This window comes from Latilactobacillus fuchuensis (genome assembly GCF_900258455.1).
In the GTDB taxonomy this organism is placed as follows: Bacteria; Bacillota; Bacilli; order Lactobacillales; family Lactobacillaceae; genus Latilactobacillus; species Latilactobacillus fuchuensis.
In genome coordinates this window covers 79,872-102,941 of the sequence record NZ_LT984417.1, presented here as the reverse complement: position 1 = coordinate 102,941, position 23,070 = coordinate 79,872, and the positions used below count along the sequence as shown (strand labels likewise).

Annotated in this window: 17 protein-coding genes; 3 read left to right on the top strand and 14 right to left on the bottom strand. The window is 43.3% G+C overall.

The features are described from left to right. Nucleotides 1-404 precede the first annotated feature (404 nt). From guaA to LFUMFP_RS00465, 5 genes are all read right to left on the bottom strand, one after another. Nucleotides 405-1,958: a glutamine-hydrolyzing GMP synthase gene (gene guaA, locus LFUMFP_RS00485; protein ID WP_106482821.1), complete on the bottom strand. Its 1,554-nt coding sequence runs from the start codon at nt 1,956-1,958 to the stop codon at nt 405-407. 134 nt (nt 1,959-2,092) lie between these two features. Beyond that, the gene (gene coaA / locus LFUMFP_RS00480) at nt 2,093-3,022 is read right to left on the bottom strand and encodes a type I pantothenate kinase (protein ID WP_025083007.1); all 930 of its coding nucleotides are present in this window, start codon (nt 3,020-3,022) and stop codon (nt 2,093-2,095) included. A gap of 184 nt (nt 3,023-3,206) precedes the next feature. Next, nucleotides 3,207-5,501 (bottom strand): RNA polymerase recycling motor HelD, encoded by a 2,295-nt coding sequence (helD, locus tag LFUMFP_RS00475; RefSeq protein ID WP_106482820.1) that lies wholly within the window; start codon nt 5,499-5,501, stop codon nt 3,207-3,209. An 81-nt stretch (nt 5,502-5,582) separates the two neighbouring features. After that, complete coding sequence (locus LFUMFP_RS00470; RefSeq protein ID WP_025083009.1) at nt 5,583-5,936, bottom strand: fluoride efflux transporter FluC; 354 nt, start codon at nt 5,934-5,936, stop codon at nt 5,583-5,585. Next, nucleotides 5,933-6,340, bottom strand: a complete 408-nt coding sequence (locus LFUMFP_RS00465; protein ID WP_106482819.1) for a fluoride efflux transporter FluC — start codon at nt 6,338-6,340, stop codon at nt 5,933-5,935. Before LFUMFP_RS00465 ends, LFUMFP_RS00470 begins: the two co-directional genes overlap by 4 nt. 373 nt (nt 6,341-6,713) lie before the next feature. Here LFUMFP_RS00465 and LFUMFP_RS00460 point away from each other — a divergent pair, with 373 nt between their 5' ends. Next, complete coding sequence (locus LFUMFP_RS00460) at nt 6,714-7,616, top strand: proline-specific peptidase family protein (protein WP_106482818.1); 903 nt, start codon at nt 6,714-6,716, stop codon at nt 7,614-7,616. Between the two features lie 436 nt (nt 7,617-8,052). On the opposite strand, the gene LFUMFP_RS00455 is transcribed toward LFUMFP_RS00460, so the two are convergent. Continuing rightward, complete coding sequence (locus LFUMFP_RS00455; RefSeq protein ID WP_106482817.1) at nt 8,053-8,502, bottom strand: MarR family winged helix-turn-helix transcriptional regulator; 450 nt, start codon at nt 8,500-8,502, stop codon at nt 8,053-8,055. A gap of 259 nt (nt 8,503-8,761) precedes the next feature. Here LFUMFP_RS00455 and LFUMFP_RS00450 point away from each other — a divergent pair, with 259 nt between their 5' ends. After that, nucleotides 8,762-9,418 carry a histidine phosphatase family protein gene (locus tag LFUMFP_RS00450; RefSeq protein ID WP_106482816.1) on the top strand — a complete coding sequence of 219 codons (657 nt, stop codon included), beginning with the start codon at nt 8,762-8,764 and terminating at the stop codon, nt 9,416-9,418. Nucleotides 9,419-9,478: 60 nt separating this feature from the next. On the opposite strand, the gene LFUMFP_RS00445 is transcribed toward LFUMFP_RS00450, so the two are convergent. Both LFUMFP_RS00445 and LFUMFP_RS00440 read right to left on the bottom strand, forming a co-directional pair. Then, entirely contained in the window at nt 9,479-11,302 is a 1,824-nt protein-coding gene (locus tag LFUMFP_RS00445; RefSeq protein ID WP_106482815.1) for an FtsX-like permease family protein, read from the bottom strand. Nucleotides 11,303-11,316: 14 nt separating this feature from the next. After that, nucleotides 11,317-12,075, bottom strand: coding sequence for an ABC transporter ATP-binding protein (locus LFUMFP_RS00440; protein ID WP_025083014.1), 759 nt, complete (start codon nt 12,073-12,075; stop codon nt 11,317-11,319). A 224-nt stretch (nt 12,076-12,299) separates the two neighbouring features. On the opposite strand from LFUMFP_RS00440, the gene LFUMFP_RS00435 reads away from it, so the two are divergent. Beyond that, entirely contained in the window at nt 12,300-13,736 is a 1,437-nt protein-coding gene (locus LFUMFP_RS00435) for an APC family permease (RefSeq protein ID WP_025083015.1), read from the top strand. A 39-nt stretch (nt 13,737-13,775) separates the two neighbouring features. Here LFUMFP_RS00435 and pgmB read toward each other — a convergent pair whose 3' ends face one another. The 6 genes from pgmB to LFUMFP_RS00405 all read right to left on the bottom strand — a co-directional run bounded on the left by pgmB (nt 13,776) and on the right by LFUMFP_RS00405 (nt 23,067). Continuing rightward, nucleotides 13,776-14,447 (bottom strand): beta-phosphoglucomutase, encoded by a 672-nt coding sequence (gene pgmB, locus LFUMFP_RS00430; protein WP_025083016.1) that lies wholly within the window; start codon nt 14,445-14,447, stop codon nt 13,776-13,778. Nucleotides 14,448-14,469: 22 nt separating this feature from the next. After that, nucleotides 14,470-16,713, bottom strand: a complete 2,244-nt coding sequence (locus LFUMFP_RS00425; protein ID WP_106482814.1) for a glycoside hydrolase family 65 protein — start codon at nt 16,711-16,713, stop codon at nt 14,470-14,472. 347 nt (nt 16,714-17,060) lie between these two features. Further along, a complete protein-coding gene (locus LFUMFP_RS00420) occupies nt 17,061-18,692 on the bottom strand; it encodes a glycoside hydrolase family 13 protein (RefSeq protein WP_106482813.1) in 1,632 nt (543 codons plus the stop codon). After that, on the bottom strand, nt 18,682-20,322 hold the full coding sequence (locus LFUMFP_RS00415) for a glycoside hydrolase family 13 protein (protein ID WP_106482812.1): 1,641 nt from the start codon (nt 20,320-20,322) through the stop codon (nt 18,682-18,684). The genes LFUMFP_RS00420 and LFUMFP_RS00415 overlap by 11 nt, the downstream gene beginning before the upstream one ends. 14 nt (nt 20,323-20,336) lie before the next feature. Beyond that, nucleotides 20,337-22,082, bottom strand: a complete 1,746-nt coding sequence (locus LFUMFP_RS00410) for a glycoside hydrolase family 13 protein (RefSeq protein WP_106482811.1) — start codon at nt 22,080-22,082, stop codon at nt 20,337-20,339. Nucleotides 22,083-22,197: 115 nt separating this feature from the next. After that, nucleotides 22,198-23,067 (bottom strand): sugar ABC transporter permease, encoded by an 870-nt coding sequence (locus LFUMFP_RS00405; RefSeq protein ID WP_106482810.1) that lies wholly within the window; start codon nt 23,065-23,067, stop codon nt 22,198-22,200. Nucleotides 23,068-23,070 lie beyond the last annotated feature (3 nt).

Below are 23,070 nucleotides of genomic sequence, written 5' to 3'. Positions count from 1 at the left end.
TCCTTGTCTATTGAAAGTTAGTGGTAACTTCAATATAACATGAAATTCACGTGGCGTTTTTTAGTTAGCGGTGGCTAACTTCATTATAAAATTCACCGAAAATTTATAAATCAAAAATTTTAAATCCTGTAATAACTTTAAATTTGTTTGTATTTTGTTTTCCATCATGTATCTCCCCCTTAAAATCTGTATAGACTTTAATTCTAAGCAAAATAAAAAACCTATCAAAATTAAATTAATTTTGATAGGTTTTTTGGCAACATTTTGGCAACAAACAAAAAATTAAGATGCGTTTTGGTCACATTTTGGCAACAAATGAGGTCCTTTTTCGTTAATTTTGAGTAGGGTTCATTCACGTAAATGCTGTTAAATCGGCATTCGTCAATTAAGCACCCTCATCTGTTTTATTCCCACTCTACCGTTGCAGGTGGCTTGCTCGTAATGTCGTACACGATGCGGTTAACGTGATCGACTTCGTTGACGATGCGGACTGAGACTTTTTGTAAGACGTCCCAAGGTAATCTTGAGAAGTCCGCGGTCATGCCGTCAATTGAGTTGACAGCGCGAATGCCGACGGTGTAATCGTAAGTGCGGCCATCACCCATGACGCCGACACTGCGGATGCCAGGTAAGACGGTGAAATATTGCCAAACTTCTTTATCGAGGCCGGCTAAAGCAAATTCTTCGCGGAGAATGAAATCACTGTCGCGGACAATCTTCAACTTGTCTTCAGTGACTGCACCGAGAACCCGAATCCCAAGACCAGGGCCTGGGAATGGTTGGCGCCAAACAAGTGGATGTGGCATGCCCAATTTTTCACCTAATTCACGAACTTCATCTTTAAATAACGTCTTTAAAGGTTCGATTAAGCTAAATTGCATGTCGTCTGGTAAACCACCGACGTTATGATGTGATTTGATGGTCGTGGCAGTACTCGTTCCACTTTCGATGATATCGGTATACAAAGTCCCTTGGGCTAAGAAATCAATCCCGTTTAACTTCGTGGCTTCTTCATCAAAAACTTGGATAAATTCGTTACCGATAATCTTCCGTTTCTTTTCAGGATCAGAAACACCCTCCAATTTAGTCATGAAACGTTCACGCGCATCGACTTGAATGATATTCAAACCGAATTTGCCGCCTAAACTAGTCATGACGTCTTCAACTTCGCCCTTACGGAGTAAACCGTGATCAACGAAGATGCTGACTAATTGGTCACCAATCGCGCGGTGTAACAAGACACCAACGACTGATGAATCAACGCCGCCTGATAAACCAAGCAAGACTTTTTTGTCACCGACCGTTTCGCGAATCTGAGCGATTTGCATGTCGATGAAATCAGACATTGTCCAGTTGTTTTCAGCACCACAAACGTTGAAGGCAAAATTCTTAAGAATTTCGTTCCCAAATTGCGTGTTTTGAACTTCAGTATGGAATTGAATGCCGTAAATCTGTTTAGCTCGGTTTTCAATGGCTGTAAATGGCGTGTTATCACTTTCAGCAACGGTGACGAAACCGGCTGGAATTGACGTTACTTTATCGCCATGACTCATCCAAACGGTTTGTTTTTCAGGAAGGCCCTTGAACAAATCGCTGTCTTTGTCGGTCACGGTGATTTCAGCTTTACCGTATTCACGTTCAGTTGACGCTTCAACGCTGCCGCCATTTTTATAACTGATCAATTGCATCCCGTAACAAATTCCGAGAATTGGAATCCCTAATTCAAAAATTTCAGGATCCACTGAAAAAGCACCATCATCATAGACGCTCATTGGGCCGCCTGAGAAAATAATCCCTTTAGGGGCGATCTTCTTGATTTCTGCTGCGGTTGTCGTATTAGGCATCAATTCTGAGAAGATACCAAATTCACGAATCCGACGGGTAATCAGTTGATTATACTGACTACCGTAATCCAAGACGATAATTTTATCAAAATCTTGCATGTCTGTTTGGGCCAAACCACTCACTCCTTTTTTATAAAAGCTGCATACTACTAACGCTAATTAATTATTTATATTGTATTTATTTTACTGATAGTTTATGAAAACGTCAATGGATTGACAGCATTACTTTGAAAAATCTCATTCTAAGATCAATATTTCCGTAGAAATACCTTGTCAATCACGTGATGTTTCGTTTTATGCAAAATAACATCGGCCCGATTGCGGGTCGGTAAAATATAATCGTTCAGATTACGCAGGTTAATATCGCGCCAAACCCGTCGCGCCATTTTAAAGGCGCTGGCCCGGTCACTAATCGCGTACGGATAATAATAATTGGTCGGATCATCCTTGGCCAAATCGAGTAACAAATCAAAGCGTTCCAAAAACCACTTTTCAATCAACGTCGGTTGCGCATCGACGTAGACCGAGAAATCGAAGAAATCACTGATGTAAATTTGTTCCGTCGACGGTAGCTGTAAAACGTTGATGCCTTCGACAATCAGGATATCCGGATCATCAATCACGTCGAATTCATCGGGCACGATATCGTAAATCTGGTGTGAATATTGGGGTGCTTTGACCGGCCCGATATTATTTTTGACTTCATTCATGAAATTAATCAGTTTTGGCATATCATAACTTTCGGGGAAGCCTTTTTTATCCAGAATCCCCTTTTGTTTGAGAACGGTGGTTGGGTACAAGAAGCCATCGGTCGTAATCATCTGGACCTTTTTATCCGGATAGACCCGGCTCAATAGTAATTGTAGTAAACGGGCCGTCGTACTCTTGCCGACAGCGACACTGCCGGCAATCCCGATGACAAAGGGTGTCTTGTGTGATTGAATATTCAGAAATGTTGATTTCTGGGTTTGTTGTTGTTGGAATTGATCAAAATTAATTTGTAATAAATGACGGAGTGGAATGTAGATATCGCTGACATCGGCCAGTGAGATCCGATCGTTCAAACCACTGATCTGTTGCAATTCGGCAGCGGTCACGTCGGTAAATTCTTGGCCGTGACCATGAAACGTCTGCCATTCATCCCGCGAGATTTCGTAATAATTCATCTCGTTTTTCATGCTGGTTATCCTCCTGGAAATTAACTAGGTGCTAAACGTTTTCATTCTACCATAGTTCGGCCAAAATCAACGCGAAAATCCCGAAAAAACAACGATTTGTCACTTTTATCTGTAAAAAGACAAGCGTTGGCGCGCGTTCAATAAAAACGGCCCGCATCCTTAATCGGATTTGCGGGCCGTTCGTCTAATCACGATTCACGGTGTATAAATCAGCACTAACCGTTTCTAAGAGTGGTGATAGTTCATCAGTTGCGAGCAACGTTAAGCGATGCATCGCGCGTGAACAAATCGTATAGAGCAATTGACGTTGGTCTTCGTGATTGTAATTAGCGGCACTAATTTGCCAACCAATAATCGCATCGAATTCCAAGCCTTTCGCTAAGAAGCTAGGGACAACCAAGGTGCCAGCCGCTAAGCGTTGATTTTCGGAACGAATCAACGTGACTTGCGTGCCGGCCGCCTTGAGTTGTTCAGTCAACGCCTGGGCTTGTTCCAAGGTCTTGGCGATAATTGCCGTCGTCAACTGTTCAGCCGTGTTGGCCGCTACTTGGCGTTGCACGTCCGCCACTAAATCAGCTTCTTGTTGACGCACAATTAAGTTTGGTTTGTCGCCAACCCGGTTGAAGGCTTCGATTTTTTGACCACCCTTTAGGAGGCCCTTGGTGAAGTCGGTGACTTGTTGCGTCGAACGGTATGAACGGGTCAATTGAACGACTTTCGTATTTTGCGCGTCGAATAATTGTTGGACCTGTTGTAAGAGATTCGAACTATTGCCTTTGGTGAAAATGGCTTGGTTTAAATCCCCTAATAGGGTGAATCGCGCCTTAGGAAAGTGGAGTTTTAAGAACGCCAATTCGTACGGCGTATAATCTTGAATTTCATCGATAAAGACGAAACGCATGTCGCGTTCGCCGTGTTTACCGGTCATTAAATCGTAGAGATGGAGATAAGGTGTGACGTCAGCCAAGGTGATCTTTTTGGCCTTTAATTGGGCCACAAAATTGGTGACGTGAGCTTGCCAATCGGCTTCAGTTAAACCGAAATCAGCTAACTTAACTAACTGGGGCACGACCCGCATAAATTGGACGTATTGGGCTTGAATACTCAAGAAACGGTTGCGTTGAATTGATTTTTGTAACGGTTTGAAGGCCTTTAAAACGATTTGCTTGGCGATGTATTGGTTCTCATCCCCACCGGTTTTAAAGTCCTTGCCAGCCATCAATTCGCGTAATTCTTCATCGCTGAGATTTTCAGCCCGTTCAGCCACCCACTCAGCCTTGGTTTCATGACTCATCTTGTGGCTCAAACTCCGCAATAGTTTTTCTTTGGTACCGTCTAATCGATTGCCGAGATGGTAATTCTCGTTGAAGCTATAGTAAACTTCGGCAATTTTTTCTTTCGTAATGATTGGCCGATCGCCAACTTTCAAATCCCGGAAGCGCATGCCTTCGGTTTCCAAAAAACGCGCGTATTTCTTGACGGCTTTGTAGAAGACTAAGCTTTCTTTCAAACGGCTAATCCGACCGTCCGTTTCTGAAATCGGTGTTTCGAATTGATCAAATAAACTTTGTACGTCGAGATTCGGCAAACGCCGCGCGACGTACTGGAAATAGGTCATCTGAATCATATTTTGTTCGCCTAATTCAGGTAATACATCGGCGATATAATCGTTAAATAATTGGTTCGGTGAGAACATGATGACTTGGCTTGAATCCAAGTTACCGCGATACCGGTATAACAAGAAGGCAATTCGTTGGAGAATCGCAGACGTTTTCCCGGAACCGGCGGCGCCTTGAACAAATAAGAGATCGGCATCAGTATTACGGATAATCTGATTTTGTTCGCGTTGAATCGTGGTCACGATCGTCTTCATCTGCGTATCGGACTTTTCACCGAGGACTTCGAGCAACATTTGATCGCCAATCGTTTCTTGCGTATCAAATAACGCCTTAATCTGGCCGTCTTCGATTAAGAATTGGCGTTTCAACGAAATATTGACGTCTTGCGGACCATCTGGTGTTTGGTAAGTGACATCGCCCGTCCGACCTTCATAATAAATCGATGAAATCGGCGCCCGCCAATCATAGATTAAGAAATGATCGTCGCTATCCGTAAATGAACCCAAACCGATGTAGATTGATTCCGATTTTGGTTCGCCTTTTTCTTTAAAATCAATCCGCGCGAAATAAGGCGTCTTTTCCATTTTCTGTAAAGTCGCTAATTGGCGAGAAGATTGTTGCCAAGAATGATTTCGTTCTTGTAGCATTTGCCGTTGTTGTTCAATTGAGACGGCAGTTTCAGTCATCGCTGAATCGTTATTAAAATTAAGGCGAACATCATTAAAGAAGTTTTCGTTAATTTCTTGTTCTTCCGATTTAGCGCGTTTAACCGCACCCTCAAAATGCTTTTCAGCCGTTTTGACCAGGGCCACAATTTCGTTTAAACGGCTTTGTTCTAATGATTTTTGTACGTCAGTCAAAGCAAATGCCTCCAAATTTCTAAATAAACAGTTTAAATAGTTTAACACTTATTTCACAAGAGTGCGAGTAAAATCACTCGTTTATGGTTGGCCGATTAAATAGCCTGCCGCGGCGACCAAAATCCCTAGCCCGTAAGTTAATCCTAAATAGCCAAAGAAAATATGATATCGCTGGCGGAACCACAATTGACTCAACTCGCTATTGAACGTGGAAAACGTCGTATAGCCGCCGAGCATGCCGGCCCCGAAAAAGGTCGTTAATGGTGAACCGAGTTGGGCCGCGGTCAACCAACCGAGTGCAAAGCTCCCGGTTAAGTTAATCAAAAACGTAATTAATGGAAATTCGCTAGCAATCTGAGTGCCGACTCTAGTTAATTGATAGCGTAGAATCGCCCCAATTGCCGCACCACAGCCGACTAGTAGAATCGTTATCATTTGACCACCTGCGCTTCGCCGTGCTTAGCAAGCAGCTTAACGGCCCAATAATCGGCTAATAAACTGCACGCGACCCCGCCAATCAGACTAATACCGAGATACCAACCAAAAGCAGCCAGTTGATGACTCTGTAATAACCGCAACGCATCGACGCTAAACGATGAAAAAGTCGTAAAGGCGCCGAAAAAACCGGTCCCGATTGCTAAAGCCAATTGGTCGTTCAAATGATAATGGCCGATGATGTAGCGCATTAAAAACGGCAGACAAAACGCGCCGATTAAATTGACCGCTAACGTCCCGTACGGAAAACCACCGCTGGCATTGAAGCCTAAGCCGATTAAATAGCGGCTAATGCCACCCAAAAAAGCAAATAACCCAACGGCACAACTTTCTTTAATTTTCATCTAACCGACCCCGTTTTCCAAAATATCGTACCTTCCATTTTAGCATGTTAATTTCATTTGTAAATTGACCCAAAGGATGACCTTTAATTTCTCAACTAACTAGTATATGCCTCCAAACAACTTATTAGGTGTCGAAAGGCTTTTGAACATGGCAAACCGCGCATGAGTCATCGTCTTAATCACACCACGTGGGACACCCAAATTCAGCTCAACGATCATTTAATTTTGACTGGTAATAACCAAGCGATTCCGACCGTTCGTCAATAACTTGAAAAACAGAATTAAATGCTTGTGATACTTTGCGCTTTTGGCCTAGCACATCACTCATAATAGGTTTATAATAGAACCATCATGATTAAAGGATGGTGCAGATATGAAACAAGGAACAACAATCCTCACATTGGATAACGGTTATCATTTATGGACTAATACCCAAGGAACTGGCGACATTCACTTATTATGCCTACACGGCGGCCCTGGTGGCAATCACGAATACTGGGAAAACTTTGGTGAAGAATTAGCTGACCTTGGCGTGCAAGTTCATATGTATGATCAACTTGGTTCGTTTTATTCTGATCAACCTGATTATTCAAAACCAGGCAATGACCAGTTATTAACTTATGATTATTTCTTAGATGAAATTGAAGAAGTCCGTCAAAAACTCGGCATCGACAATTTCTATTTAATCGGCCAATCATGGGGTGGCGCTTTAGTTCAAATGTACGCTGCTAAATATGGCCAACATTTAAAGGGTGCGATCATCTCAAGTATGGTTGATGAAATCGACGAATACGTAACAAACATCAACAAGATTCGTGAAGACATCATGACCCCTGAACAATTAAAATTCATGCAAGACTGTGAAGCTAAAAATGATTACGACAACGACCAATACCAAGCATTAGTTGATAAATTAAACGCTGGCTACGTCGATCGCAAACAACCTTTAGCCATTTCACATTTAATCTCAACGATGGCCACAGACGTTTACGGCGTCTTCCAAGGCGACAACGAATTCGTTGTGACTGGTAAATTGAAGGATTGGCATTTCCGTGACCAACTCCACAAGATTACCGTTCCAACGTTAATCACATTTGGCGAACACGAAACAATGCCAATTGCGACTGCTAAAATCATGGCTGAAAAGATTCCACATTCACGTTTGGTCACAACACCAAACGGTGGCCATCATCATATGATCGACAACGCACCAGTCTACTTCGATCACTTGAAGACCTTCATCAAGGACGTTGAAAGTAATAATTTCAAAGATTAAGAGTGCTGACTCAGCCGTTTAGCTTCTGAGTATAGCCTAAAATGGCGAATTATGACGATTTTAGTCATGATTCGCCATTTGTAGCTAGACGGAAGAAGCTGGCTGGGAAGCACGTCTAGAGTGGTGACTCGAGTTGCTCAGGCTTTGAGGATTAACCTAAAAACAGGCATTATGGGAGCGTTCTTAACCCATAATGCCTGTTTTGTAGTTAACCGGAAAAGACTACTCGAGAAGCACGTTTTAATTAAGAGTGCTTTTCGTTGCGAGTAGCAACTGAGCATTAATAAAAATAGCGTATTATGACGATTTTCAGTCATAATACGCTATTTTAGATTAAGCGGAAGTTATTGCAACAAAAAAACCACTTCACCCGCCGGAACTAGCCGGTTGTTGAAGTGGTTTTTTAGTATGCACTTGTTGATCAGAACGACCTGACCTAGTCCATCTTTTGGATTTCTTTTGCCAAAAAGCTTTCTAATTGCTTCGTTTCATCGAATAATTGGCCTAAATCCGTGTGATGTTGCTGTTGGTAAGCCCGCAACAGCTCGTCTAACTGCGCGGTTAATCGCCGGGTGACCTGCTGACCGGTTTCACTCAACGCAATAAAAACTTTCCGTTGATCGGACTCGTCTTTGCGTTCCTTAGTAATCAGTTTCTTGCCATATAAAACGTTCACCTTGCGTGAAATAGCCGGATTACTGACCGCCAAAATCTGCGCTAACTTCATCACTTCAATTGCGTTATCCTGGGAGACTTTCTTCAAAATTAAATACTGTTCGTAATTCAATCCATAGCTTTCCGTTAATTGATTAATTGCATGGTAAATTCGGATCACTTGAATGTACCATTCTTCAAATGATTGCTGTTCATTTTCAACTTGTATCATCTTCTCTAATCCCTCATCTATATCAAATATTTAATAATCGAATATTATTGATTTAATTAATAAAGTAGCATATTTTCAGTTAAATTAAAAGGATGATTAACCACCTTCTATATCAAATTATGGAAATATTTTTCTACGATATTGCTTATTAGCTATACCAATTACCCCACATCCCTTCAATTCTCTTAATTTCCGCTAATATTAAAGCGCTATCTATGCTAAAATAGGGTTAATAACTAATTTAGTTGGAGGTCGTTATATGAAACGTATTACTGTTTATTTAGTCCGTCATGGCCAAACTTTTTTTAACCGGTATAACCGGATGCAAGGTTGGTCGGATAGTCCATTAACGCCTAAAGGCATTGCCGATGCTGAATTAGCCGGTAAAGAACTGTCTAAAATCAATTTTGCCCAAGCTTACTCAAGCGATCGTAGTCGAGCGATGGACACTGCCCGCATCATTTTAGGCAAAAGCTTCTATTTAGATACCCCTTACACGATTACCCCCCATTTCCGTGAAGAATTTTACGGTTATTTTGAAGGTGAAGATTCCCATAAGGCTTGGTACATGACTGGTGCTAGTCACGATGCCCAAACTTTTAAAGAAATTATTACCAAATACTCGCTCGATGCTTCTAAAGACTTTATGAAGGCTGCTGATCCGTTTCACGATGCTGAAAACGCCGTTGAATATTGGGCGCGGCTTGGTAAAGGCTTTAAACAACTCCGAGCTGAATGTACCGATGGCGACAAAGTTCTGATGGTCAGTCATGGCACGACCATTCGCAGCATCGTCGGTAAATTTGGTCAAGGCCAATTCGATGTCAGCGTTAGCCCGATGAATGGGAGCATCACCAAAATCGTCTTGACCGATGAAGGCGTTGATGTTCTGACTTACAACGAAACAACCCTCTAAAGTCCAAAAAGCTCAGCAAATTGCCCAATCGCGGCGTTTGCTGAGCTTTTTTATATAGATTTAATCTCGCTTCTTCAAAACAATCCCTTGGTACAACCAAGTGGTTAATACGTAATACAAACCGTACAAAACAATGAAAATCCCAAACGGTAACCATAGATTATGGTATGGATCGAGCATGATGGTCTTAAAGAGTTGTAATCCAAATAACACGTGAATCACACCGACAATTCCTGGTAAAAGAAATAAAACCCCAATTTCTTTGGCAATTGATTGGCGCAATAATCCTTGGCGCGTTCCAATTTTATCCAACATGGTATACCGTTTAACGTCGCTAGCAGCACCGGAAAGAATTTTAAACATTAAGCAACTCGCTAACATCGCTAAGAAGGCAATCCCGAGGAAGAAGCCCATGAATTCAAAGCCGCTGAAGAGCCCGTTGAGCATCGTATACCCCGCATATTTACCACTGTTTAATTCTGGATTTTTTTGCAAACTAGGATTAGCCGCAATTTGTAATCGATCTAACTGTTTAATCAATGGTAAGTTCGCGGCAAAATCAGCCACTCGGTAAACTTGAACCGTTTTAGTCGTTCCTTGTAATTGGTCGAAGGTCGTTTCTGAAACCAATTTCGCTTGTTTCGCGAATTGATCCGGTACTTGTAAACTCCGAACCGTATAACCGTCGCCAATTTGTTTTGTTAATTCAGCGATACTCATCTCTTCAGTCTTAGGTAACTTCATCGATAAGCCACCGTTCGATTTAGAGTAGACCTGTTTCAACAAGGGTTCTTCAACGAATTCAGCTTGTTGATAATAAATCGTTTGACCAATTTCTTTGGTGTGATAAGTCGCTTGAACTTCAATCCCCGTCAACTGAGCCGCTTTCTTTTGCGCAGCCTTGGTGGGTTGATTCAAAACGACGTCGTAGGCGCTGGTGGCTGAGGCCATCTTTGGAATCTCACTTTGATAGCCAATCCCAACGGTAATCGAGCCCAATGCTAAAGCGAATAACATCGCCACTAACGCTAATATTCTGGTATAGTCTTTAATCCGAAAACCAAGTTGGGCTAATGTAAAATTGTTCAACCCGCGATTGGTTAACCAGCTACTCTTCTTCAACATTTTGATTAACCAACCAAAGAAGGCGTTAAAGAGCATGTAGGTCCCAGAGGTAATCGTGAATAACGCCACAACTAATCCCGGCAATAAGAAGCTGGCAAATTTAATCATCATTAAATAGCCAATCGCAATAAAACTGAGGCCTAAAATGATTTGAATCGCTGTCCACCACGGATTATTGCGCACTCGATTAGGTTGTTGATCATCATGTAATAACCGCAAAACTGGCGTCTTCAATAGTTGGAATTGATTGACGACCGCAGCGATAATAAATAAGACAATGAAGAAAACGAGTGTCACTAAGACGGCTGGCCAATAAAGTGGTGAGAAATGGGTCACAACAGCATCTAACCGTTTAATTAAAAATTGACTGACAACTTGGGTTAAACCAACCCCAAGCACCGTTCCAACAAGGGTTGCCAATGTGCCAATCACAATCGTTTCGGTCGCAATTAATTGCGCAATCTTACGGCCCTTAGCCCCGAGCATCATAAACATCCCGTAATCACGCCGACGCATAGTCATCAAGAAACTATTCGCGTACATCACGTACACTAAGGCAATCATCCCTAGCAAGACTGAACCGATTTGAAAAATAATCGCCGCCATACCAACGGGTGAATTTCCGGACACAAAGTCCTTATTCATCGCCATCGCTTCAAACATGTAAAAAATAGCGCTGGCCATAATCAGCCCAGAGAATAGAACGAAATAATCTTTAAAGCGTCCTTTGATTCCGGTTAATGATAATTTCCATAACATCGCAAGTCGCCCCCTTATTGATTAAATGTCCCTAAGACACCTAGAATTTCTTGATAAAAGGCTTCGCGACTCTTATCACCATGCACTAATTCTTGACCGATTTGACCATCTTTGATGAACAAGATGCGTTGACAATAACTGGCCGACAAAGGATCATGCGTTACCAAGAGAATTGATACACGTTGTTCTTCGTTGAGTTCGGCCATGGTATCCAATAATTCTTTGGCACTCGTTGAATCGAGTGCGCCAGTCGGTTCATCGCCGAATAGAATCGCTGGATTATGAACAAGCGCCCGAGCAGCGGCGACCCGTTGCTTTTGGCCGCCGGATAATTCCGTCGGATAGTGATCTAAGATATGGTCGATTGACAGCGTCTGTGCGATTTTAGTCACGGCCACTTTAATCTTTTTGCTGCTGACATTTTGGAGCGTTAATGGTAAGGCCATGTTTTCATAAGCCGTTAAGTTTTCAAGTAAGTTGAAATCTTGGAACATAAAACCAATTTCTTTGGCGCGGAAATCAGCCAAAGCGTTGCCCTTTAAATGATCGATGGCTTGGCCGTTGATTGCGACTTGGCCGGTTGTTGGTCGATCAAGGGTTGATAGAATGTTTAATAGGGTCGTTTTACCTGAACCTGAAGCGCCCATGATGCCGACAAATTCGCCGCGTTCGACCTCAAACGAAATATTTTTTAATGCGGTATACTGTTTTTCATTCGGTTTACCGTACGTTTTTTGAACATCTTTGACACTGACTACGATTGGTGTATCCATCACAAATGCCTCCAAATTTAATTTATAACCTAATTGTACTGAAAAACAAACGCAAGCGCCCGCTATTTAAATGACAGTTTATGAGATTCAAATGACAAGTTTGTAAGTTCCGTCTGGCGACTTTTAAAATTTCATGTGAAACATTCGAAATGTTTTGTCATCTCTAGTCGCTTTGATTATAATTAAAAACTGTTAAGTTTTCAGAAAAAAGGAGTCTTTCTATCATGGATGAAATTGAACCCAAAAAGAAATACATTACGTGGCAAGTCTTAGCTCTAATGGATTTTGTCACCGTAATTGGTTTTGACGATATTATTTATAATTTCCAAAATCAAGGCATGGCCGTCGTATTCTCTTGGATCGTGCTATTATTCGCCTATGTCTTACCCTATGAATTGATGGTCGGTCATCTCGGTTCGGCTTTCAGCGAAGATGGTGGCGGGCTTTCCTCTTGGATGCGCCATACCAGTGGCGACGTTTGGGGTTACCTGACCGCTTGGTGTTACTGGGTCGCCAGTCTCCCTTACTTAGTGGATGTCGCTAATTCGATGGTTGTTTCGTTTTTCTGGATCATTACCGGTAACGGCAATCTGGAAGACCATTTATCGCGGGCGAGTTTCGCGTTACTAACCGCTGCGATTACGATCCTATTCATCTTTTTTCAACATAAATTCACCGCATCGCTGCAAGTTCTCAGCATTGTCGGGGGTGGCGCGATGTTCATCATGACGATGCTATTTGTCATCATGACCTTTGCCGGTTTGTTCAACGGCGCGCACATCGCGACACAACCGATGAACTTGCACACCTTTATTCCGAAGTTTGATTTACATTATTTCTCAACCATCGGGTTATTAATTTTCGCGATGAACGGCGCCGAATTAGTCGCACCGTACGTCAGCGAAATGAAGGATGGTAAAAAGGACTTTCCAAAAGCCATGATGGCCTTAGCGTTAATGACCGCCTTTCTGACCATTTTCGGCTCCTTTGCGATTGGCGTCTTCTTCGATGCCAACCATTTACCCAACGATTTGAAAATGAATGGTTCCTATTACGCCTTCCTAGCGTTGGGCAAACAATTCCATATGGGCAAAATCCTGCTCTACACATTTGCCGTGACTCAAGCGATTTACATGGGTGCCCAACTCGCCATGTTATTAGACGGTGGTACCCGGATTTTCTTATCCGATACTGCGAAGAAGTTTTTACCGAAAGCTTTAACCAAAACTAACAAACAAGGCCTGCCAATCAACGGCTACTGGCTGACGACTGGCATTTGTACCTTCGTCCTGGCCTCAAGTGCCTTCTTACCCGGTATCAACGATATTTTCAATTGGTTATTGAATATCAACGGGATTGTCTCACCGTTTGTCACCTGTTTCATCTTCGTCGCATTCTTACGGGTCCGTTTCAATCCCGAGAAGTTCCCGTCTGAATACACCTACATCAAAAATAAACCGTGGGCGATCATCGTCGGGTTCTGGTGTCTGTTAATTACCGCTTTGGGGACCATCTTCAGTATCTTCCCCCAAGACGCGACACCGGGGACGTCTAAATACACCCACGAATTAATCTTAAACGTGGTCGTCTCAGCCGCCTTAATGGGCTTAGGCGTCATCTTACCGTTAATTGCGAAATACCAACGCAAACGTGTTGCCTAAATCAAAAAGGATTCGACTTATTTTAGTCGAATCCTTTTTTTACTTTAATTGTTGTCGAATATTTGCCAACGTTAATTCAGCTGTCGTCTCAAAACGAATTTGAGCCGCCGCTAACACGTCTTTGGCCCCAATCCCAACTGAGACTGCACCGGACGCGTTAATCGCTTGAATCCCCGCTTGCGCGTCTTCAATGCCAAGACATTCAGCGGGTTGTAGCCCCAATAATGCAACACAACGGCTAAAAATTTCGGGATCTGGTTTGCCCTTACGCAACGTCGCGGGATCGACCCGTGCTTGGAAATAGTCGCTGAGACCCAACCGTTCTAATACAAACGGCGCATTTTTAGAAGCTGAAGCTAACCCGATTCGATAATTTTGCGCCTTTAATGCCGTTAAGAATGCCGTCATGCCGGGGGCGATTGCTGCCGGACTTAACTGTTGCAACAAGGCCAAATAGCGGTCGTTTTTCTCAGTCGCAAACTGCGCTTTTTGTTCAGCAGAATAATCATTCGGATGACCAGTCGCGTTCAACAATACGGCTAGAGATGCTTCACGGCTAACCCCTTTTAACTGTTCCGCAAACGCCGGTTGCCAGTCAATCTGCAACTGATCTGCTAGTTCGTGCCACGCTTGTTCATGGTAAACCGACGTGTCGGTGATCACACCGTCCAAATCGAATAAAACCCCTTTAATCGTTTCAAATTTAGGCATCATTGCGCCCCTTTCAGCCTACTTAATTTAATAACTGTTGGCGACCGTTGAGTTCAATCGTCAACGGTTGACCTTCAATCAATTTCACTTGCGTCCCGTTTTGATCAACGGTGATTTCAATAATCCGGCCACGGAAAACTTGGCGGAACGAATAACGTTGCCATTTCTTCGGTAGGAATGGTTTGTAACTCAACGTGCCATCGTCGTGAACCCGCATGCCAGCAAAGCCGTGAACAATCGCTAACCAGCCACCGGTCATCGCAGTGATGTGCAAACCATCTTCGGTATCATTGTTGTAATTATCTAAATCTAGGCGGGCCGTTCGTTCGTAAAGTTCAACGGCCTTGTCTTCGTAGTTCAAATCAGCGGCAATAATCGAATAAACCGCAGGTGATAAACTTGATTCGTGAACCGTTAACGGTTCGTAGAAATCAAAGTTACGTTTCTTTTCGGCTTCTGAAAAATCATCGATAAAGTTCCAAATACCTTGAATCACGTCGCCTTGTTTAATGTACGGTGACCGTAAAATTTTATCCCACGACCAGTTTTGATTAATCGGCCGTTGATCCGCTGGAATTTCGCTAGCCGGCGTTAAATCCTTGTCCAAGAAACCGTCGTGTTGTTCAAAAATCCCCAGTTCGGTATCGTAAGGCAAATACATTTGATCGACAATTGCTTGCCAATGCGCCCGTTCTGCTTCCGAAATGGCCAATTTGGCTGCTTGTTCGGGGGCGACTTGCGCCGTCATTTCCAACGTATATTCAAGTGTCCAACGTGCTAAATAATTGGTGTACCAATTATTGTCGACATTATTTTCATATTCGTCCGGACCCGTCACCCCGTGAATCATGTATTGACCCTTGCGTTGACTATAATGAACGCGGTCGGCCCAGAAACGGGCGATTTCGGTTAAGACTTCGCTACCTTCATGCAACACGTAATCGGTCTCGCCGGTATAGCGCGTGTAATTATAAATCGCAAAAGCAACATCGCTATTACGATGAATTTCTTCAAACGTGATTTCCCATTCGTTGTGGCATTCAATCCCGTTAAACGTGACCATTGGGTACAACGCGCCTTTCGAACCTTGTTGCTTGGCATTGACGAAGGCCCCATCTAATTGTTTGTAGCGGTACAATAATAGATTCTTCGTGATTTCCGGTTTCGTAATACCAAGGTAAACCGGCACACAGAATGCTTCGGTATCCCAATAAGTCGCGCCACCGTATTTTTCACCGGTGAAGCCTTTGGGACCAAAGTTTAACCGGGCATCATCCCCATAATAGGTGGTGAAAAGCCCGAATAAATTAAACCGCATCCCTTGTTGCGCCAACACATCGCCGTCGATTTGAACATCCGATTGTGCCCAACGCTCCGCCCAGATGGCTTGGTGGGCCGCCAATAAATCTGCGTACGATTGTGGCGCGACTTTAGCCATCAATTGGGTCATCGCCGTCGTTAACGCGGCTTGGTCGGCATAATCGCGTGATGTCACGACCACCACCCGTTTTTCAATCGTGGCTTGCGCTTGTGGTTTCAAATGCGCCACGAAGGTCTGTTGAATCTCGGTCGCCGTAGTTGTTTCAGCCACTTGGGCTAACGTCGTCACGTGGGCGACTTGCATTCCAGTCATAAATTGCGGCGTGCCAAATTGATTGGCCTTAGTTTGCGCGATTAAATGGTCCGGCGTAATCGCCAAAACTTGCCAGAAGTGTTCATCGTAATTCGCATCTTCATTTTGAACGTTACTATCGACCGCCGAAATCACGGTCACGTCAACGGTTTGCTGACCCAAATTCTGGAACGTTACTCGTTGCAACGACAATTCTTTTTGTGCAACGCTTAAGAACCGCTCGAACTTGAATTGTACTTTAGCAGCCCCTTTAGTCACCACGAATGAACGGGTTAAGGTCGCCGTCTTTAAATCGAGATTCAATTCGAATTGGTCAAATCGATCAGTGGCCAAATCGAGTTTTTCACCGTTAATGATGAAATTCATTTTAATAAAATTAATCGCGTTGATGACTTTCCCGAAATATTCCGGATAACCATTCTTCCACCAACCAACGCGCGTCTTATCGGGGTACCAAACGCCACCCAAATAGATACCGGGTAAGCTGTCGCCCGAGTAATCTTCTTCAAAAAAGCCACGCATCCCCATATAACCGTTGCCCAGACTCGTCATCGATTCCTGGAGGCGTTTATCAGCCGGTTTAAATTCATGTGTCACAATCTGCCACGGTTGTGCTTCAAATATTCTCTTCATCTAAAATACACTCCATTTACATAATTGACTTAAATAATTGTGATGCCAGTTTCAACATCGAAGTAGTGTGCTTTGGACATTTCAAAAGCTAAATCAACTTGACTACTATTTAAAATAATTGCTCTTGATATCTTTTATTATTCGCTATCGATTCCATTTTAGCAATCGCTTTCATCTTGTTACCGATAACAGATTATAACGAACCGTTAATTAAAAACGGGGCTGTGACAGAACTCATCAATTGCCGTTCAAATCAAAAAATCGTCTATCCTCAGTTTTCTGGATAAACGACTTTTTTAACTTGATAGGCAATTGATAACGTGCCAACAGTCACCGCTTGGTCGTTGTCACTTTTGTTCAAATAGATAGGCATCATAAGCGGCGAGTCTAAAGCGTTGGGTGATTGTTTGAGAGGTCGTATTACTCAAGCGACATTGCCAGTCCTGTTGCCAGACACGGCGGGGTAACGTGATGGTTTTAGCTTGTGAACTTAAATTAACAAGCACTAAGCATGTTTGTTGCTGTGCACGGCGGACATACGCAAAGACGGTCGGGTCATTTTTCAACAATAGTTCAAAATCACCGTCGATCAAAGCGCCTTCTTGATGGCGAATGGCAATCAATTGCTGATAGAAATGCCAAGGCGATTGCGGATTTTGAACGGCCGCCGTCGCATTAATCGTTTGTATGTTCTGATTAACCACTAGCCAAGGTTGCCCGGTAGTAAAGCCCCCATTAGCCGCTGCAGTCCACTGCATAGGTGTTCGCGAATGATCGCGACTCCAACGCGTCAGTTGTGCAAGCGCCACACTGGGCGCTACCTGTTGGCTGACTAGCGCTGTATATTGCCGCCGTAGTTCTTCAGCATCGACTTGTTCAATACTGGTAAACGGGAAATTGGTCATGCCTAATTCCTGACCTTGATAAATAAACGGCGTCCCTTTCAACCCGAGATACATCAAAGCAATCGCTTTGGCTGATTTAGCCGTTTCGTCGCCCAGTATGCTGTTAATTCGTGGATTATCATGATTCTCGACATACAGCGCATTCCAACCATGCTGGCCTAAATCAGTCTGCCACCGGGCCAAGACCTTTTTAAGGCCTAATACATCTAAGCGCGGTTGGCCCGTATCGGCTTGCCGGACATTGTGTTCAAGCTCAAAAATCATATTCAGATAGCCGGCCTGCGCCGGATCCGTCCAACTGACCGCCTTTTTACTCGTGACCCCACTGGCTTCACCAACGGTCATAATCTGATATTCATTAAACAAATCCCGTAATTCGGCCATATAAACTTCGATGCCGGCCACGTTCATAAACGGCGCCCACGGATTATCGCGAATCTTGAAATCCCACGGCGCCTTTTGAATGTGACTGATGGCGTCTAACCGGAAACCATCAATCCCAAGGTCTAACCACCACCGAATCATCTGGTAAATCGCTTGGCGGACTGCGGGATTTCGCCAATTTAAATCGGGTTGTTCTTTGGCGAAAACGTGGAAATAAGCCTGTTTGGTTTGCGCATCGTAAGTCCAGGTTGATCCCCCAAAGAAACTTTGCCAATTATTCGGCATTTTATCCGGGGTCGCGTCGGCCCATAAATAATAGTCGCGATACGGATTATCCTTGGATTTTTGACTTTCGATAAACCACGGGTGCTGGTCACTGGTGTGATTAACGACTAAATCTAGAATCACTTTGATCCCAATTGCGTGAGCCGCTTGCAAAAGCGTTTTGAAATCCGCCAGCGTCCCAAATTCGGGTTGAATCGCTTGATAATCTGAAATATCGTAACCATTATCAACATTCGGCGATTGGTAAATCGGATTAATCCAGATAAAATCGATGCCCAATGATTTAAGATACGGTAACTTTTCGATAATCCCAGAAATATCACCAATCCCATCGCCGTTAGAATCGTTGAAACTCCGCGGATAAATTTGATACCCGACAGCATTTTGCCACCATTTAGTTGTCATCTGATTCAGCCACCTTTACCACGAAGGATTGCCAAGGCGTCAATTGCAAATTGGCCAACGAAGTCAGTTCAGTCTCGTCATTTTGAATAATCACCGTTTCGACTTTTTCGGCCGGTAAATCAATCTGTTGCGGTTCGTTTGAAAAATTATTGACGACTAACCAGGTTTCATTTTGATAACGACGTTTGTACGCAAAAACCGACTCCGCGGTCGCTAATAATTCAAAACTGCCCCACACCATAATTGGATTATTTTGGCGTAACCGAATTAATTTTTGATAAGTATAAAAGAGTGAATCGGGATCCACCAAAGCGGCCGCCACGTTGATCGTCGCATAATTAGGATTAACCGCTAACCAAGGTTGACCGGTTGTAAAACCGGCTTGCTCAGTCGCATCCCATTGCATCGGCGTCCGCGCGTTATCGCGGCCTTTAACATTAATTGAATGCAAAATATCGGCCGGCGAATAGCCGTTTGCTAGACGTTCAGCATACATCCGCCGACTTTCGACATCCGCAACTTCACTAATATCATGCACCACCCGATTCGTCATGCCAATTTCTTCACCTTGATAAATATATGGTGTCCCTTTAAGCATGTGTAATAGAATCGCAAGCATCTTACCACTTTTAACACGATACTGACCATCATTACCCCAACGCGAAATAATGCGCGGTAAATCGTGGTTATTCCAAAATAACGAATTCCAACCTTGGTCGCCTAATTCAGTTTGCCATTTAGCAAAAACCCGTTTCAACTCACTAATGCGTAACGCCTGTAAATCCCATTTAGATTTGCCAGGTTGTTCGTCTAAGCCAACGTGTTCGAATTGAAAAACCATTGATAATTCGTGACGTTCCGGCGCCGAATACAGTTTTGCAATGGCCGGGGTCGCGCCCCAAGTCTCGCCAACCGTCAATAAGTCCCGATTACCAAAAGTGGCTTGATTCATCTCTTGCAAATAATGATGTAATTCCGGCCCATTACCGGTAATGCCTTGTGCTGGTTGTTTGCCGATTAAATCAATCACGTCTAAGCGAAAACCACCGATTCCTTTATCAATCCAGAAATTCATCATGTCGTAAATCGCTTGGCGCATCTGCGGATTCTGCCAGTTTAAATCGGGTTGTTTCTGACTAAATAAGTGTAAATAATATTGTTGGCTAGTGTCGTCATATTGCCAGGCTGAACCAGAAAAAGTCGATTGCAATTGATTCGGCACACCGCCATCGGCTGCCGGATCCGCCCACACATAATAATCCCGATACGGATTAGCTTTCGATTGCCGCGCTTCGACAAACCAAGCGTGTTCATCCGAGGTATGATTGACCACTAAATCCATGATAATCCGGATTCCGCGCTGCTTAGCTTCAGCAATCAGCCGTTCTAAATCAGCCATATCACCAAATTCGGCCATGACTGCTTGATAATCTGAAATATCATAACCGTTATCTTCATTAGGTGATTGATAAACGGGCGATAACCAGATTGCGCCAATCCCCAATTCCTGTAAATAATCTAATTTTTCAATAATTCCCGGCAAATCACCAATCCCATCCCGATTAGTATCGTTAAAACTCCGCGGATAAACTTGGTAAACGACGGTTGATTGCCACCAATATTGTTGCATAATCAATCTCCTCTTTAATATAGAATAAAGCCGTTCGGTGCCATTTGAACTTGTTGCTCTTGAAGCGTTATCTGCTGACTTAAAATAACGGGTTGGGTTTGCGTTAAACTAACCGTTGTTTGTCCCGTGTTAAAAATCGCCGTCAACTTTTTGTTACCTAAAATTCTCGTCATTTTTAGCACATCTGGTGCGCTCTCTTTAATCGACCATTTCAGTTGGCCTTCCGATAAAATCGGTTGGTACTGTTTCCGAACAGCGATCAAAGCTTTAACAAACTGATAGAGTTCTAAATCTTGTTGATCCGCATCCCAAACGAGACACTTCCGGCAATCCGGATCATTGCCCCCAGTCATCCCGTATTCATCACCATAATACAAACAAGGCACACCTGGTTGGAGATACGTGAAGGCCATGACTTGGCGCATTAAATCGCGATTACCTTGCGCTGCGGTCAACAGACGGGCCGTGTCATGCGAATCTAAAACGTTAAATTGAACTTGATTGGTTTGATCCCGGTATAACATCAATTGGTTATTGAGTTCAGAAACCATCTTATTGAGTGGGATTTCCTTTTTAACGAAATAGTCTAGAATCGCATCCGTATAGGCATAGTTCATTACGGCGCTAAATTCATCCCCATTTAACCAGCTTTGAGAAGAATGCCAAATTTCGCCTAGAATGTAAAAATCAGGCTTCGCGGCGTCGCAGACTTGGCGAAATTTTTTCCAGAAATGATGATCGACTTCGTTGGCAACATCTAACCGCCACGCATCAATATCAAATTCTTCAATCCAGTAACGCGCCACTTTTAAGAGATAATCCTGTACTTCGGGATTGGCCGTATTTAATTTCGGCATGTGGGGCGTCGTTGCGAAAACTTCGTAAGTCAAATCAGTCGCATCTTCAAAATTACGACCGGCTTGGTAGCTCACTGGAAATTCATGAATGTGGAACCAATCCGCGTATTGTGAAGCGGCCCCTTTTTGCAACACGTCTTGCCATTGTGGTGATTGATCACCCAAATGATTGAACACCGCATCCAACATAACCTTAATCCCGCGTTGATGACATTCAGCGACTAACTTACGGAATAACGCTTTGTCGCCAAAACTAGGATCAATTTCTAAATAATCAATTGTGTCGTATTTATGGTTTGAATGGGCCTTAAAAATCGGGCAGAAATACAAGCCATTGATGCCTAAATCCACTAAATCGTCTAGATGGTCCAGCACCCCTTGTAAGTCGCCACCATAGAAATCTTGGGCCTTAGGTGATTGGGCTGACCAGGGTAAACTGCCTTCCGGATCGTTGCTGGGATCCCCATTGGCAAATCGTTCTGGGAATATTTGATACCAAACCGTTTGCTTAACCCATTCTGGCGCCTTAAAGCGATCGATTTCGTGTAGATAAGGCATTTTAAAATAACTTTTCTTAGCTTGTGCTACTGGATAACAACCTTGGTCGCCGTAGAAGATCTGGGTGCCATCGACGCCGGTAATTTGGAAACCATACGCCAACCGATTATGGGTGGTGGTGACTTCCGCCGTCCAAAAATCATATAAATCCGTTGATAAGCCCCGGTGCATCGCCACCGGTTTTTGGTCCCATTTTTCACTGTCCATTAAATAGGGATCACCGGCCAATAAGCTGACTTTGGCAATATCCGCATGGGCTGTTCGTAACCGTAGATGCATGACACCGGCCTGATAGAGATAAGCAAATTCACTATCCGGGCGATGATAAATTGCTGCTGTATTCATTAAAATGACCATCCTTGTTTTAAATTTTTCAATTAAAAAAGCTGTACAGCAAACCAATTCAAGTTTTACCGAGTTGATTGTTTGTACAGCCTTTCTATTTAGATTACTGTTCTGACTATTTAACCGAACCCGATGTAATCCCTTCTACATAATATTTCTGCATGTAGATAAATAATAACGTAATTGGAATCGCAATCAGGACACACCCCGCTGTAAATGACATGAACAAGGAGTTCGCGGTGGTTTTATTCATCATCGAATATAGTCCGATGGCCACCGTATAGTTCTTGACGTCATCGCCCATGATGACCTTGGCAAAAATGAAATCCATCCAAGGCCCCATAAAGGCCATCAAAGCGGTATAAACAATGATTGGTTTTGATAAGGGAATCGTAATCTTCGTAAAGATTTCCCACTTATTGGCCCCATCAATCATCGCTGATTCATCTAACGCCATTGGAATCGTATCGAAGAACCCCTTAGCGACGTAAAAGCCTAACGCTGCACCTGCTGAGTAGATTAGAATTAAAGCAAATAGACTTTGCGTTAAATCGAGTGCCTTCAAAATATAATAAACGGCAATCATACTCATGAAACCGGGGAACATATTCAATACTAATGCAACTTTTAAAAAGGGTCTTCTGAGTTTAAACCGTAGTCGCGATAATGAATACGCCATTGCAATCGTGATGAATGTTGATAAGATACAACTACAAATTGCGACAAACAACGTATTTAAGAACCAGCGGACAAACGGATAACTCCCCGTCGCATCAGCGATTAATTTTGTATAATTCGACAGCGTGAAACTTTTAGGCATGATGTACGGCACAAAAGCGCCGCCTTCTTTTCTAAAACTGGTTAAAACAATCCAGACAATTGGGAATAACCAAATCACAGCCATGATAATTAGGATGGCGTAAATCAGGTAACGCGTATTTCTCTGTTTTGCTCGATAATTTTTTGATTTCATTTGCGCTGCCATTTT